The following is a 14129-nucleotide window of genomic DNA, read 5'->3' as shown; positions in this document are numbered from 1 at the left end:
GCTCGGTTGCGATTCGAACGACTACAACAGCTTCACCGTCGTCATCGTGCTGAACGTGCGCGGCCGCGTCGTCGGTGCCGTCGTCGACTCCGTCAGCGACGTGCTCGAACTCTCGCGCGATTCGATCAAGCCGGCCCCCGAGATGGCTTCCGCCGTCGACACCAGCTTCATCACCGGCATCTCCAGCGTCAACGACCGCATGCTCATCCTGATGGACATCGAGGAGCTGATGGCCAGTTCCGAGATGGGCCTGATCGACAGCACGCACTGAGCCTGCCCAGGCGAGCCCCGATGCGCGTTCTCTCCCGCCTCTCGATCAGCTCGCGGCTCTACTTCGCGACCTGCTTCTCGCTGCTGCTGCTCGGCCTGATCGGCGGCATCGGCTGGGCCGCGCTGCACGGCATGCGCGGCACCGTGCGCACGCTGGTGGCCGAGGACTTCGGCATGGCCTCCGACATCAGCGAGCTGCGCACGACGCTCGGCCGGCTGCGGCGCTTCGAGAAGGAGATGATCATCAACTTCAACAACGTCAACGAGGTCACCGACAACAAGGCCTTGTGGACGAAGGCGCATGCCGAGACGCTCGCGCGGCTGGGCGGCCTGGGCAAGCGCCTGGATGCCGAACAGGCCAAGGCGATCGCCGCGGCGCTCGAGCAGTTGAAGGCGTACCACGACGGCATGCTGCCGGTGGTCGACCAGCTGGAGCGCGCGACCATCGACGGCGCGGTGGCCGGCGCCTACGCCGGGCAGCTGAAGGACAACATCGAGACGGTCGAGAAGACGCTGGGCGTGCTGTCCGATGCGTCGCGCGAGCACGTGGCGGCCGGGCAGGCGACGGTCGAGCAGGCGATCGGCACCCAGTCGGCGCTGCTGGCCGGCGGCGTGCTGGCGGCGCTCGCCGTGCTGCTGCCGCTGACCGTGCTGACGGTGCGCAGCATCAATGCCTCGATCGCGCATGCGAGCGAGCTGGCGCAGCGCATCGCGCGGGGCGACCTGTCGCAGGCGGTGGAGCCGCGCAGCGACGACGAGATCGGCCGGCTGCTGCAGGCGATGGACGGCATGCAGAACGCGCTGCGCACGCTGGTCGCGCAGGTCAAGCAATCGACCGACAACATCGCGACCGCGAGCGCCGAGATCGCGACCGGCAACCAGGATTTGAGCCACCGCACCGAGCAGACCGCGTCGAACCTGCAGCAGGCGGCCTCGTCGATGGAGCAGCTCACCGGCACCGTCAAGCAGAGCGCCGATTCGGCCCTCCATGCGAACCAGCTGGCCGCGTCGGCCGCCGAGGTCGCAGCGCGCGGCGGCTCGGTGGTGTCGCAGGTCGTCTCGACGATGGACGAGATCAATGCCTCGTCGAAGAAGATCAACGACATCGTCGGCGTGATCGACGGGATCGCATTCCAGACCAACATCCTCGCGCTGAATGCCGCGGTGGAAGCTGCCCGTGCCGGCGAGCAGGGCCGCGGCTTCGCGGTGGTGGCGAGCGAAGTGCGCAGCCTGGCCCAGCGCAGCGCGCAGGCCGCCAAGGAAATCAAGGGCCTGATCGGCGCGAGCGTCGACCGGGTCGATGCCGGCTCGCGGCTGGTGGCCGATGCCGGCAAGACGATGAGCGAGATCGTCGGCTCGGTGCAGCGCGTCAGCGACATCATCGGTGAGATCACCGCCGCGTCGTCGGAGCAGCGCGACGGCATCGGCAACGTCACGGCCGCGGTGACGCAGCTCGACCAGATGACGCAGCAGAACTCGGCGCTGGTCGAACAGAGCGCCGCGGCAGCCGAGAGCCTGAAGGATCAGGCGCGCGTACTGGCCCAAGCCGTCTCGGTGTTCCGGCTGGCTTGACCCGCAGCCCGGATTGGCATCCGGGCTACTCCGCCGCGCGGCGCAGCGTCTCGATCACCGGCCGCGACACCACCTCGCGCAGTCCCCACCAGCCTGCTGCCAGCGCAAGCAGCGCACCGGCCACGCTGCCACCCAGCGGCAGCCACGGCGACGGGTTCCAGCTGAACTGGAACACGTACTTCGCGAGCGCCCAGCCGACCGCGGCCGCCGCCACCGACGCCAGGAAGCCCGCCAGCGCGCCGACGCCCAGCAGCTCGGCACGCTGCACCTGGCCGAGCAGCTTCGCGCTGGCACCCAGCGCGCGCATCACCGCGAACTCGCGGGCGCGTGCCTCGCGCGTGGCCGTCACCGCAGCGAACAGCACCACCAGCCCGGCGGCGAGCGTGAAGCCGAACAGGAACTCGACCGCGCGGATCACCTGGTCGAGCACCTGCTGGACCTGGCTGAGCGAGGCCGACACGTCGACCGCGGTGATGTTCGGGAATTCACGGCTCAACGCGTTGTCGAAGCCCGGCGTCGCCGGCGCGCGGAACGCGGTCAGGTAGGTGGCCGGCAGGTCCGGCATCTGCGCGTTCGGGAACATCACGAAGAAGTTCGCCCGCATCGAACCCCAGTCGACCTTGCGCAGGCTGGTGATCTTGCCTTCGGCCGCGATGCCGGCGATGTCGAAGCGCAGCGTGTCGCCGAGCTTCAGGTGCAGCGTCTCGGCGAGGCCCTCTTCGACGCTCAGGCCACCGGCCTCGTCCGGCGTCCAGCGGCCGGCGGTGACGGTGTTGTGCTGCGGCAGCGTCGCGTCGTGGCTCAGGTTGAACTCGCGGTCGAGCAGGCGCTTGGCGCGCTCTTCCTGCAGGTCGTCGGCGGTGGTCGGCTTGCCGTTCACCGCGACCAGCCGGCCGCGGATCATCGGGAACCAGTCGTAGCGGCCGACCCCGGCTGCCTTGAGCCGCGCCTGGAAGGCCTCGGACTGCTCCGGCTGGATGTTGATCACGAAACGGTTCGGCGCATCGGCCGGCGTCGCGGCGCGCCAGCTGGAGATCAGGTCGGTGCGCAGCAGCACCAGCAGCATCAGCGCCAGCAGCCCGACGCTGAGCGCCGACACCTGCAGCACCGCGAAGGCCGGGCGCGCCGCGATCTGCCGCGTGGCGAGCACCAGCCAGCGCGGTGCGCGCGACTCGGGCACCGCACGGCGCAGCAACTGCACCGCGATCCACGACAGCAGCGCGAACACCGCGATCGCGCCGGCAAAACCGCCGACCGCGATCAGCCCGAGCGTCAGGTCGGACGACACCGCGAGCAGCAGCGCCGCGAAGCCGATCGCGCCGGCCGCCAGCACCGCGATCGACGCCGGCTTCAGCGCGCCGACATCGCGGCGGATCACGCGCAGCGGCGGCACCTGGGCCAGTTGCAGCACCGGCGGCAGCCCGAAGCCCATCAGCAGCGTGAAGCCGACGCCAATGCCGAACAGCGCCGGCCAGGCACTGGCGGCCGGCAGCGCGCTGTCGACCAGCCCGGCCAGCAGCCAGACGAAGACGTAGTGCACCGCGAAGCCGAGCAGCACGCCGGCCACGCTGGCCAGCACGCCGACGATGCCGAACTCCAGCAGGTACTGCAGCGCGATCGTGCGCTGCGGTTGCCCGAGCACGCGCAGCATCGCGCAGTCGTCGAGGTGGCGGTCGGCGAAATCGCGGGCCGCGATGCCCACCGCCACCGCCGCCAGCAGCGCGGCGAGCAGCGCGACCAGGTTCAGGAACTTCTGCGCGCGGTCCAGCGTCTGGCGCATCTCGGGGCGGCCGGTCTCGAGCGACTCGACCCGCATGCCGCGCAGCTGGCGCGCCTTCAGCTGGATTTCGGTCCAGCCGACGAACTCGCGCAACGCGGACTCGCGCCCCGCCGGCGCCGCCACCGCGAGGCGGTAGGTGACGCGGCTCGCGGGCTGCACCAGCCCGGTGGCGGGCAGGTCGGCCTCGTTGAGCATCACGCGCGGTGCGAAGCTGATGAAGCCGGCGCCGCGGTCGGGCTCGATCACGATGACCGACGCGATGCGCAGGCTGGCATCGCCGAGCAGCAGCGCATCGCCGACCTTCAGCTGCAGCGCGTCGAGCACGCCGGCATCGACCCACACGGTGCCGGCGGCCGGCGCGCTCGCGACCGTGCGCTGCGCGCCGCCGGGGGCATCGGCCAGCGTCAGCTTGCCGCGCAGCGGGTAGCCGGTGGTCACGCTCTTGACGGCGACCAGGCGCGACGCACCGCCCTTGTCATCCGGCGCACGCCCCATGCTCGGGAAGGTGGCGGTCTGCGCGACCGTGAGCCCGAGGCCGCGTGCACGCTCGGCGATGTCGGCCGGGGCCGGCTGGTCGCTCGCGACGATCGCATCGCCGCCCAGCATCTGGCGGGCGTCGCGCGCGAGGCCGGCATTCAGCCGGTCGGCGAAGAAGCCGACGGCGCTCAACGCCGCCACCGCGAGCATCACCGCGACCAGCAGCAGCCGCAGTTCGCCGGCGCGGAAGTCGCGCGCGGCCTGCCGCCACGCGAGGGTCCAGGCCGAGGCGGCACGGCGAGCAGCGGGCGACACGGGAACAGCGGAATCGGCAGGCGTCATCGGGATTTCTTTCGGGTGGGAGCCGGATCGTCCCATTGACGCTTGCGCTCGAGCAAGTGGTCGACGAAGGCCCGCACTTTCAGCGGGACATGGCGGGCATGCGGGTACAGCAGGTTGTAGGGCCGGGATCGGCCGCCGAAGGGCATGAGCACCTCGGTCAGCCGGCCTGCCGCCAGATCGGCGTCGACGACGAAGCGATAGGCCTGGAAGATGCCGGCGCCATGGCGCGCCAGCGTCACGCCGGCCAGCACGTCGTCGGCACAGGTGGTGCGGCCGGTGGTGAGCAGGTCCACCTCCTCCCCGGCCTCGCGAAACAGCCACGGGATCGGGCGGCCGTTGCTCGGCAATTCGAACTGGATGCAATCGTGGCCGGCCAGTTCGGCCAGCGTCGCCGGCACGCCGTGGCGCGCGAGGTAATCGGGCGCCGCGACGATCACCAGCTCCGCGTCTTCCAGGTGCCGGCAGATCAGCGTCGAATCGTCGGGCGCGCGCACGCGAATCGCGAGGTCGAAAGCCTCGTCGCCGAAATCGATGTTGCGGTTGCTGACGTGCAGCTCGAGCTTCACGTCCGGATGCGCCTGCATGAAGGCCGGCAGCATCGGCAGCAGCCGGTGGTGGCCATAGGTGGTGGGCACGCTGATGCGCAGCGTGCCCGAGGGCCGCGCCTGCTGGCCGCCGACTTCGCGCTCGGCATCGACCAGCTGGTCGAGCGCGGCCCGGCAGCGCTCGAAGTAGGCGCGCCCGGCATCGGTCAGGCGAATGTGGCGCGTCGTGCGCACGAAGAGCCGCGCGCCGAGCCGTTCTTCGAGACGGCCGATCGAGCGACTGACCGCTGCCGGCGTCACGCCGGCGATGGCGGCTGCCGCGGTGAAGCCCTGGTGCTCGGCCGCGAGGCAGAACAGCTCGATGCTGCCCAGCATCACGTCGTCGAACTGCCGTTTCATGTCATCGCATCCAGCGGCCGCATTGATTACACCGTGTAGCGCCAGATGTTAAGCGAACCGTCTTTATCCGAAGGGGCGCGGTTCCTAGAGTGAAGCCCTGTCCTTTCCACTCTGTTTGCAGGAGCCATTCACCATGAAACACGAACCGAAAGTCGCCGTCATCACCGGCGCGTCCAGCGGCATCGGCGCCGCGCTGGTCCAGGCCTACCGCGAGGCCGGCTTCCGCGTGGTCGCCAACTCGCGCTCGATCCGCACGAGCGACGACCCCGGCATCCTCGCGATCACCGGCGACATCGCCGACCCTGCGACCGCCGAGCGCATCTTCCGCGACGGCGTCGACCGCTTCGGCCGCATCGACACGCTGGTCAACAACGCCGGCATCTTCACGGCCAAGCCGTTCACGCAGTTCACCGCCGACGACTGGTCGGCCAACATCGCGACCAACCTCGCCGGCTTCTTCCATGTGACGCAGCGCGCGGTGGCGCGGATGGAAGCGCAGGGCTCGGGCCACATCGTGCAGATCACGACCAGCATCGTCGACCAGCCGATCAACGGCGTGCCGGCCGTGCTGGCGTCGATCACCAAGGGCGGGCTGAACGCCGCGACCCGGGCGCTGGCGATCGAGTACGCGTCGCGCGGCATCCGCGTCAACGCGGTGTCGCCCGGCATCATCAAGACGCCGATGCATCCGCCGGAGAACCATGCCGCGCTCGCCAGCCTGCACCCGGTGGGCCGCATGGGCGAGATGAGCGACATCGTCGACGCGGTGCTGTTCCTCGAGAAGGCGGCGTTCGTGACGGGCGAGATCCTGCACGTCGATGGCGGGCAGTCCGCCGGTCACTGGTGAGCCGCCATGCCGTACATCCGCATCGAAGTCACCCGTGAAGGCGTCACGCAGCAGCAGAAGCAGCAGCTGATCGCCGAAGCCACCGAGATGATGGTCCGCGTGCTGGGCAAGGACCCGGCGACGACCTTCGTGATCATCGACGAGGTCGAGACCGACAACTGGGGTGTCGCCGGCCGCACCGTGACAGAGCGGCGCAAGGAGGAGGCGCGGGCCCGGGGCAAGCCGGCCTAGTTGTCGACCTTGCGAATAAGGGCGAGTCGACGGCGTGCCGAATGGCGACATCGGCCGCAGGGAGCGCCACTAAAGTCGCCGACGCCAAGATTGCTAACAGATTCATTCGAGTCTTTCTCTCTGCAAATTCGCAGCCCTATCGAGAGCCAAAGAGGGTTGGATGTCCACACATCGCTCTCGGCGTGGGTGGGTTCGAACTTTCATAGCATCGGGGGCTTGGCGGGTAACCCGGTCCGCCCATCCCCCAACGGCTTGGCGGTCGGCACCGCCCAGTACAGTGGTGCTCAGCGCACGTCTCGCTAGCCCTCCAGCTCGACTTCGAAAACCCAACCGGCGCCCGGGCTTGTACGCTTTCCAAGCCCCGGTACGTCGTAGCGGCTGTCCCAACCAGGATGGAGCCCGGAGTCGCAGGCGATCAAGCGCCCCTCGTGCACCGCCAGTCCATGGGGATCGCAACTGCCCGGCGCGAAATTGACAATTTCGCGGATGACACCGGTCGCAAGGTCATACCGGATCAGGTTTGTCTGGCCGTCCGCATAGGTCCGGCTTTCGCCGCCCGAGACCATGTACATGGAATCACCGAGGACAGCGCAGCCATGGTAGCGAGTGAGGCCTTCAGGCAGTCCAAACGGTATCAGGTAGGCCACTGTCCAGGTCTTCGGATCAATGCGCAAGATCGCACGCGGGCGGTTGGCGGTGACCCAAAGAAATCCGTCATGCCATGTCGCCCCATGGCACCCCCCTGCCATCTCCGCAGGCCCGAGCGGGATCTGGCGATGAGACAAGGTGCGCCCATCGAGACTGGTCTCGTAAACACCATGATTGGTCTCGCTATTCGCGCAAACCCACAGCACGCCATCGCCATAGGCGACCCCGCTGGTGTCGGTCGCGTCCGACGAGGTCGCCTGCAAGACGGCGCCGGCGCCATCCACCAGCCAGATTCGCTCCCTTCCATTGTCAACGCGCTGCTCAGCGATCCACAGCCCCGCTGGACTGGAGGAAAGAGCGTTGGGGTATCCCGCGGGGCACTTGAAGAGCTTCCGCGTCGTCGCGGTGCGCTGTGGGATCGGCGGACCTCGGTCTTCCCCCGTGGAGACCGGCGCGTAGAAGGGGCGCTGCACGGGCTCTCGTGGCTTCGCAGAGCCGGTCAGGGCGAGTAAAGCACCGCCCGCCAGCAGATGTCTTCGCGTTGTGTTGGTGATGTCGGCCATGCTCATTTCTCTCGCGCTGTCTCAATAGAGACCGTAGAGCCCTTTGACCGAGCGCAGGAGCTTGGCCGGGTCGAACCCAATCCCGTCGCGGAAGATGAGCTGGACATTTTCGATATCCTGAATGCGCCGACTCGGGTCGCCCTCCACGATCATCAGGTCGGCACGCTTACCAACTGTGACGCTGCCAATTTCGGAGGCCTGCCCGAGATAGGTGGCCCCGTTCAAGGTTCCGATCTTGATCGCCTCGAGCGGAGAGAAGCCGGCATCGACCAGGAGTTCAATTTCGCGCTGGTCGGCGAACCCGGGGATGATGTGCCCGTCACCCGTCGGGTCGCTGCCGGCCATCAACGTTCCGCCGGCCAAGGCGAAGTTCCGCTCGAATGCCTCTAGCCGCTTCAGGTTGGCATACCATCGCTCCTTCCGATCGTTGCTGGAGGTACTTCCGGCGTTGCGTGCGTACAGGTACGCTTCCCTGGCCTGCGGCGTCAGAACATCCAATTCAGCCTGTCGCAGGGGCGGGACCCCGGTTGCGTCCAGATCGAAGACCGGCAAGGTGCTCGTGATGGTGACGTGCTTGGCGACCAGCAGCGCGTACAGCGCCTTCGCCTGCGGGCCGCCCGGATCCATCGCCTTTGCGGTCGCGGAACCCTGCGACTTTGAACAGAGGTCGGGCGTCTTGTCCGGGTCAAGTTGGGTATTGTTGGAAAACCCGTGTTCGATGTTGTCGATCCCGAGTTCAGCCGCCTCGGGATAAGTCACAGAGCAAAGGTGGCCTGTGATCTTGAGCCCATGGCCATGCGCCGCATCGATGGCTGCTTTCAGCTCAGCTCGGGTGAGGTTCTCGTAGGCCTTGAAGCTTGTCACACCCTCGCCCGCCCAATAGTCGACCGTGTTGCGTGCGTCTTCGGGGCCCTTCAAAGTGTGCATCTGAAGGAAGATGTTTCCCGCGCCCTGCAGATAGGGCCCGGTGACATCCATGTGGGGCCCGGGCAGCTGGTTGGCCTCAATGGCCTGCTTGAGGTTCAGTTCCGCATACGTCTCCATCGAGCCTGTCGTTCTGATCGTGGTGACGCCGCCGGCAAGATAGAGCCGCGGCGCCGTGTAGGTCATCTGCGGGAGAAGCAGCGGCACTCTCCGTGCATTCTCGAAGTCCGCGCCGGGGCGCGCAACATAGAACAGGTGATCGTGCATTCCCACCAGCCCTGGCAGCAGAGTTCGCCCCGCCATGTCCAGGGTTTGCTTGCCGTCGGCCCGTTGGGATGCATCGGACGGCGCGATCGAGGCGATGCGGCCGTTTCTGATAACGACCGTGCGATCCTCGAGCGGCGCGCCGCCCGTGCCATCGATCACGCGAATGTGGATCAGTTTCAGTTCGGCGTGTGACGCATCGAAGGACACGAACTGCCGGACTTCGTCGGCGAGGGCAGGGGCTCCCGGACTGGGGGGCGATTGAAAGAGGGGCTGGGTCGAGGCGAAACCCGCTCCCGCCAGCAGCGCTGCGGCGCTACAGATTTTGCCGATGGTGGAGCCTTTGAAGGCCGACGGCGCAAGACGCGACAGACGCCCGGGGATGGGCGAGAACCTGATTGTTTTCATGTGCGAGATCCGAAGGGCATGGAGGTATGCCCCGGACTGTGATGGACCCGCAACTTGTGAGACAACCGATTTTCGCCAAACCCCCAGATCTTTTCGATGAACCCGGCGCACCGGCAAGCGCGTTTCGCGCAGCGGCGTCGTCAGCCTCTCACAAAGGCTCGAACGCTCGCCATGTAGCTCTCCCCGATGCCAACCTCGCCGCCGTCACGCAAGCGAACGATCCACTTTCCGGAGCCGTCACGCCCAACCGCCTCGATGCTTCGTTTGGCCACCAAGGCGGACCGGTGAACTCTCAGAAAGGCTGCGGCGTCAAGGTCGCGCTCGAGCTGGGAAAGGGTGGAATGAAGCAAATAGGATCGGCCTGCGACATGCAGACGCATATAGTCGCCTTCGGCCGAGACGCAGTCGATACGATCGGCTTCGATGCGCACCATGTCGCCGCCGTCGCGCACCCAAAACTCGGATCGGAACTTGGTTTTCGTGAGCGGGAGCGCACCTTGACGGTCTCGTACGCGCTCAAGGGCTTGGCGTAGTCGATCGAGGGTGACCGGCTTCAATAGATAGTCGACGGCGCCGACCGCGAACGCATCTACGGCGAACCGCTCGTGCGCCGTGGTGAAGACGACGCTCGGCGCAGAGTTGGCGCGCGACGCCAGTTCAGCCGTGGCGAGACCGTTCAGACCGGGCATGTCGATGTCGAGCAGCATGACGTCCGGCGGATCTCGGCTGACGTGAGCCAACGCCGCGCGCCCGCTCGTCTCACTTGTCGGCTTTGCGTCCGGCATGGCGCGCAGACACAGTCTTTCCAGGCGCCTTGCGGCCAAAGGCTCGTCATCCACGATCAGGATACGAAGTGCACCAATCATTCAGGCAGGGGCTGTTTGAGGGGGAAGCTGAGGACCGCGCGATAGCCACCTCCGGGGACGGGCCCGTGCTGAAAGGTTGCGCCGTCGCCAAAGCGCAGGGCTAGTCGTTCAGCCACGTTACGAAGGCCCAGGCCGAAGCCCGCCTTTTGAGAGCCAGGACCATTGTCTTCGACAGCGACGACGACCTGCTCGTCGGCGCCGAATGCCCGCATGGACATATAAATCGGCGTCTCGGAAACCCCGACAGCGTGCTTGATCACGTTCTCCACCAACGGCTGAAGAAGGAGCGGCGGGATGGGCACGCCTGCCAGCTCGTCCGGAAGCTCCAGCGCCACCTGCAGTCGGGCGCCAAATCGAATTCCCTCGATGGCGAGATAGGTCTCGTGGAGCCGAAATTCCTGCCGCAGTGTCGTGTCGACGAGGCCGTCGCTCGCGAGTGTCGTACGGAGCACGGCCGACAGGGATGCGAGGGCCTGCTCCGCGGTCTCGGCCTTCCCTTCCATGACCAGCGCGGAGATCGTGTTCAACGCATTGAATAGAAAATGGGGGTCGAGCTGGTATCTAAGCGCTCGCAATTGCGCTTTTCGAGCCTGTGACTCGGCGACGGTCGCGCGCTGCAGGGCGTCCCGGCTATTGATCACGCTAGCCATGGCGATGTAAAGAACCCCCAGGGCAGTGAAAAGAAAATCGTTCTCTGCGATCGTCTGTACGAACACTCTGGGCAAATCGTTGCGGGCTCGTTCGGCAACCGACCAGACGCCAAGCGGCGCGAAGACAAACATGACGTCATAGTTGGCAACTGCCAGAGTTGCGGCGGCGGGCGCGGCCAGCAGCAGGGCTGCGCTGATTTGCACCAGAGGCGGGCGGCGTTCCAGGCGACCGAGGGCCCAGAACAACGCGGCGGTCAAGATCGCCCCGATTGCGGCGGTCAGACCATGGCGGAGCGCAACTTCGCGCATGTTGGAAAGACCAAGCACGGCAAGGCGGATCGTGACGAGAGCAAGGTAGAGGGTCCAGGCACCTGCGGTCGCAATGACCGCAAACTCGCGCTTTGACCAGACCTTCGGTAAGGCGCCGTCTTGTCTCAAAATGATCTCTGTCTCATCGATTTTCTTCCTCGCGAGATCGTCATTGCCCGAGATGGATATCGCGGAGTTGAATCTCGCCGTCGACTTATAGCATTGGGCGGTTTCAAAGGTGAACTGCAACACCCCAGCCCCCTTCGAGCGGCGGTGCGCCAGGCCGCGACGCTGTTGCGTTGGCTAGACAAGCAACGGTGATGAACCCTGCGTGCAAATCCGGAGAACATCACCGGGCACGCGGGGTGCTGTAATTTGTGGCATGAACACCCTGCCCGCGATCTTCCTGTCCCACGGCTCGCCGATGATGGCGCTGGAACCCGGCACCACCGGCCCGTTCCTGCAGCGCCTGGGCGCGACGCTCGACGCCCACCACCCGCGCCCGAAGGCCATCCTCGCCGTCTCGGCGCACAGCGTCGCCCGCGAGCCGGTGCTGCTGGGCGCGGCCACGCACCAGGCGGTGCACGACTTCGGCGGTTTCCCCGACGCGCTGTACCAGCTGCAGTACAGCCCGCCCGGCGCACCCGAGCTGGCGACCCAGGTCGAGGCCCGGCTGCGCGCGGCCGGCCTGCCGGTGCACCACAGCGACGAAGGCGGGCTGGACCACGGCATCTGGAGCATGCTGCGCTTCATGCGGCCGCAGGCCGACATCCCGGTGCTGCCGCTCGCGTGGGTGCCCAACCTGCCGCCGGCGCAGCAGTTTGCGCTCGGCGAGCTGCTGGCCTCGCTGGCCGACGACGGCGTACTGGTGATGGGCACCGGCAGCATCACGCACAACCTGCGCCGCGTCTTCAGCGGCGGCCGGCCGGCGGTCGATGCGGTCGAGGTGGCCGAGAGCGCGGGCTTCCGCCGCTGGATGCTGGAACGCAGCACCGCACGCGACTGGGACGCGCTGTTCGACTACCGCAAGCAGGCACCGGCTGCGGTCGACATGCACCCGACCGACGAACACCTGCTGCCGTGGTACGTCGCGGCCGGCGCCGGTGGCCGCGCGCATGCGCCGCAGCGGCTGCATGAGGCGGTGACCTACGGTTGCCTCGGGATGGACGCCTATGCGTTCGGCCCGGCGGCCGCGACGCTGAAGCAGCAGCTCGCCGCCTGACGGCGCCAGCGCGCGTCAGGGCAGGTCAAGGCGCGAGCGCGACGACGCCCGAGGCCGGGCTGCTGGCAGCGCGGGCCGACGCGGCGGCCCGGTCGTCGTTGTACTGCTTGGCCAGTGCGGCGACGTTCTGCCCGGTGCGGGCGATCAGCATGCGCGCCGCGCCGATCTCGCCGAACTGGCCGCGGTCGAGCGCCCACTTGGTTTCGCGCTCGATCTGGGCGCAGGACCATTCGGTGCCGGTCGCGATCGCCATCGGCTTCATCGCCTGCGACATCGCATCGCGCTCCAGGCGCAAGGCCTGCAGGCGCTCGGACGGCCAGCCGACGCGCGCACCCAGCGCCTGGCCGATGGCCATGTCGAGCAGCGAGGTCGAGCGCCTGGCCATCAGCTCGGCCAGGTCGGCGCACACCTGCAGGCGGTTGCCGTCGCGCACCGCCGTCGCATCGCAGTGCTGCATCAGCGTCTTCAGCCCGGGCATCGCCAGCGCCGATTCGATGCCGGCCGCGCGCTCCATCACGGCGCGGCGTTCGATGGCCGGCGTGCCCGGCGGCAGGCTGCGCAGCGCGAGCGCGCTGACCTGGCCCCAGCGCAGGTCGGCGGTGCTCGCCTTCGACGCGCGGTACAAGGCCTCGTCGACGAGGCCGGTCTCGCCGCGCTGGTCGGCCTCGGAGGCGACTTCCAGCCAGGCGTCGGCATTGGTCGGGTCGAGCGTCGCGAGCTGGCGCGTCGACAGCATCTGGCAGGCGCCACCGGGGTTGGCCCGGCAGGCGCGCCAGGCCAGCGTGTAGACGGCCGGCGAGCGCGTCGCGACGGCCATCTGCGCGAGCGCGTCGCGCTGCGAGGCGTTGGCGCCGACGCGCGCCTGGCGCTGCGGGTCGGATTCTTGCGGCTCGGCCGGCGCGCTGCAGTCGGCGCCTTCGCAGGCCTGCGGCGCATTGGCGTGCGACGGGCCGTCGTCGCGCTGCAGCAGCAGTGCGGTGGCGCGCGCCAGTTCGTCCGGCTGTTGCGCCAGCGCGGCGACCAGGCGCCGGTGCGCCGCATCGCCGGCCGTCGTGAACAGCGTGCGGTCGAGCGGCTGGCCGCCCTTGGCCTTCACGCGGCCGAGGCCGCACACCTCGATCTCGTCGGCCGCGAGCGGTGCGCTGGCGGCGGCCGCCGCCGAGGCGGCCTCGCCATACAAGGCGGCGAAGCCTTCGATCAACGGCGGGCCGGGCATCGGGATCAGGGGCGCGGAGGCTGCGGGTTCAATCGCCTCGGCCACCACCGGGTCATGCGGCACCGCAGGCGCGTCCGGCGTGCCCTGCCAGACCAGCGCCAGCAACAGCGCGACCACCGCGAACCCGACCGTCGCCCGCGTCGCGTTGCTCGGCGGGGTCATACACCGCCCTCGGCAATGGCTTCCTTGACGGCCGCGACCTGCCGGCGCGACACGACCAGCCAGTCGTCGACCGGCGCGACCCGCACCACCCAGCCTTCGGTCGGCTCTTCGCCGTCTTCGCCGGGCAGCGTGCGCCGCTCCAGCGCGCGCAGCGCGCGGCGGGCGACCAGCGCATTGCGGTGGATGCGCAGGAAGCGGTCGCCCAGGCGCTGCTCCAGGTCGGTCAGTGCGTCATCGAGCACATGGGTGTGGGTGGCGGTTCGCAGGGTCACGTACTTCAACTCCGCTTTCAGGTACAGCACGTCGGAGACCGGCACGCGCAGCTTGCGGCCCAGGTCGTTCACGAGGATCACCGGTTCGTCGTCCGACAGCGCCGGCGCCGGCGCCGAGGCCGGCGCGGCACGCGGCGCCAGCCGCTGCGCCAGCCGCTGCGC

13 protein-coding genes are annotated in these 14129 nt (G+C 68.3%); 5 read left to right on the top strand and 8 right to left on the bottom strand.

Annotated elements, in window-relative coordinates:
- Together ACXJLU_RS29980 and ACXJLU_RS29975 are read left to right on the top strand one after the other, a co-directional pair.
- Positions 1-271 (top strand): chemotaxis protein CheW (locus tag ACXJLU_RS29980; RefSeq protein WP_457337335.1); only part of this gene is annotated, 271 nt, incomplete at its 5' end.
- 20 nt (positions 272-291) lie between these two features.
- Positions 292-1842 (top strand): methyl-accepting chemotaxis protein, encoded by a 1551-nt coding sequence (locus ACXJLU_RS29975; protein ID WP_457337333.1) that lies wholly within the window; start codon positions 292-294, stop codon positions 1840-1842.
- A 25-nt stretch (positions 1843-1867) separates the two neighbouring features.
- On the opposite strand, the gene ACXJLU_RS29970 is transcribed toward ACXJLU_RS29975, so the two are convergent.
- Together ACXJLU_RS29970 and ACXJLU_RS29965 are read right to left on the bottom strand one after the other, a co-directional pair.
- Positions 1868-4441 (bottom strand): ABC transporter permease, encoded by a 2574-nt coding sequence (locus ACXJLU_RS29970; protein ID WP_457337331.1) that lies wholly within the window; start codon positions 4439-4441, stop codon positions 1868-1870.
- Complete coding sequence (locus tag ACXJLU_RS29965; RefSeq protein WP_457337329.1) at positions 4438-5385, bottom strand: LysR family transcriptional regulator; 948 nt, start codon at positions 5383-5385, stop codon at positions 4438-4440. Before ACXJLU_RS29965 ends, ACXJLU_RS29970 begins: the two co-directional genes overlap by 4 nt.
- A 133-nt stretch (positions 5386-5518) precedes the next feature.
- Between ACXJLU_RS29965 and ACXJLU_RS29960 the strand changes: the two genes are divergently transcribed.
- Together ACXJLU_RS29960 and ACXJLU_RS29955 are read left to right on the top strand one after the other, a co-directional pair.
- Complete coding sequence (locus ACXJLU_RS29960; RefSeq protein WP_457337327.1) at positions 5519-6232, top strand: SDR family NAD(P)-dependent oxidoreductase; 714 nt, start codon at positions 5519-5521, stop codon at positions 6230-6232.
- Positions 6233-6238: 6 nt separating this feature from the next.
- Complete coding sequence (locus ACXJLU_RS29955) at positions 6239-6463, top strand: tautomerase family protein (RefSeq protein ID WP_457337325.1); 225 nt, start codon at positions 6239-6241, stop codon at positions 6461-6463.
- Positions 6464-6762: 299 nt separating this feature from the next.
- On the opposite strand, the gene ACXJLU_RS29950 is transcribed toward ACXJLU_RS29955, so the two are convergent.
- The 4 genes from ACXJLU_RS29950 to ACXJLU_RS29935 form a co-directional block, all read right to left on the bottom strand.
- On the bottom strand, positions 6763-7674 hold the full coding sequence (locus ACXJLU_RS29950; RefSeq protein WP_457337323.1) for an NHL repeat-containing protein: 912 nt from the start codon (positions 7672-7674) through the stop codon (positions 6763-6765).
- A 21-nt stretch (positions 7675-7695) separates the two neighbouring features.
- Entirely contained in the window at positions 7696-9270 is a 1575-nt protein-coding gene (locus tag ACXJLU_RS29945; protein ID WP_457337321.1) for an amidohydrolase family protein, read from the bottom strand.
- A 140-nt stretch (positions 9271-9410) separates the two neighbouring features.
- Positions 9411-10136, bottom strand: coding sequence for a LytR/AlgR family response regulator transcription factor (locus ACXJLU_RS29940; protein ID WP_457337319.1), 726 nt, complete (start codon positions 10134-10136; stop codon positions 9411-9413).
- Positions 10133-11347, bottom strand: a complete 1215-nt coding sequence (locus ACXJLU_RS29935; RefSeq protein WP_457337317.1) for a sensor histidine kinase — start codon at positions 11345-11347, stop codon at positions 10133-10135. Before ACXJLU_RS29935 ends, ACXJLU_RS29940 begins: the two co-directional genes overlap by 4 nt.
- A 130-nt stretch (positions 11348-11477) precedes the next feature.
- On the opposite strand from ACXJLU_RS29935, the gene ACXJLU_RS29930 reads away from it, so the two are divergent.
- Positions 11478-12317 (top strand): dioxygenase family protein, encoded by an 840-nt coding sequence (locus ACXJLU_RS29930; protein ID WP_457337315.1) that lies wholly within the window; start codon positions 11478-11480, stop codon positions 12315-12317.
- Positions 12318-12342: 25 nt separating this feature from the next.
- Here the strand turns inward: ACXJLU_RS29930 and ACXJLU_RS29925 are convergent, their stop codons facing one another.
- Positions 12343-13695 carry a hypothetical protein gene (locus ACXJLU_RS29925; protein WP_457337313.1) on the bottom strand — a complete coding sequence of 451 codons (1353 nt, stop codon included), beginning with the start codon at positions 13693-13695 and terminating at the stop codon, positions 12343-12345.
- Positions 13692-14129 (bottom strand): LytTR family DNA-binding domain-containing protein (locus ACXJLU_RS29920; RefSeq protein WP_457337311.1); only part of this gene is annotated, 438 nt, incomplete at its 5' end. The genes ACXJLU_RS29925 and ACXJLU_RS29920, both read right to left, overlap by 4 nt.

The sequence above is a fragment of the Rhizobacter sp. P5_C2 genome, assembly GCF_054049715.1.
Note: the sequence above shows the minus strand (reverse complement) of the source record. Positions and strands in the feature narration are given on the sequence as shown.

Bases quoted from the DNA above. Each gene is read 5' to 3' on its own strand.
- ACXJLU_RS29950 (WP_457337323.1), bottom strand. From the start codon at position 7,674: ATGGCCGACATCACCAACACAACGCGAAGACATCTGCTGGCGGGCGGT.
- ACXJLU_RS29930 (WP_457337315.1), top strand. From the start codon at position 11,478: ATGAACACCCTGCCCGCGATCTTCCTGTCCCACGGCTCGCCGATGATG.
- ACXJLU_RS29945 (WP_457337321.1), bottom strand. From the start codon at position 9,270: ATGAAAACAATCAGGTTCTCGCCCATCCCCGGGCGTCTGTCGCGTCTT.
- ACXJLU_RS29955 (WP_457337325.1), top strand. From the start codon at position 6,239: ATGCCGTACATCCGCATCGAAGTCACCCGTGAAGGCGTCACGCAGCAG.
- ACXJLU_RS29975 (WP_457337333.1), top strand. From the start codon at position 292: ATGCGCGTTCTCTCCCGCCTCTCGATCAGCTCGCGGCTCTACTTCGCG.
- ACXJLU_RS29965 (WP_457337329.1), bottom strand. From the start codon at position 5,385: ATGAAACGGCAGTTCGACGACGTGATGCTGGGCAGCATCGAGCTGTTC.
- ACXJLU_RS29925 (WP_457337313.1), bottom strand. From the start codon at position 13,695: ATGACCCCGCCGAGCAACGCGACGCGGGCGACGGTCGGGTTCGCGGTG.
- ACXJLU_RS29960 (WP_457337327.1), top strand. From the start codon at position 5,519: ATGAAACACGAACCGAAAGTCGCCGTCATCACCGGCGCGTCCAGCGGC.
- ACXJLU_RS29970 (WP_457337331.1), bottom strand. From the start codon at position 4,441: ATGACGCCTGCCGATTCCGCTGTTCCCGTGTCGCCCGCTGCTCGCCGT.
- ACXJLU_RS29940 (WP_457337319.1), bottom strand. From the start codon at position 10,136: ATGATTGGTGCACTTCGTATCCTGATCGTGGATGACGAGCCTTTGGCC.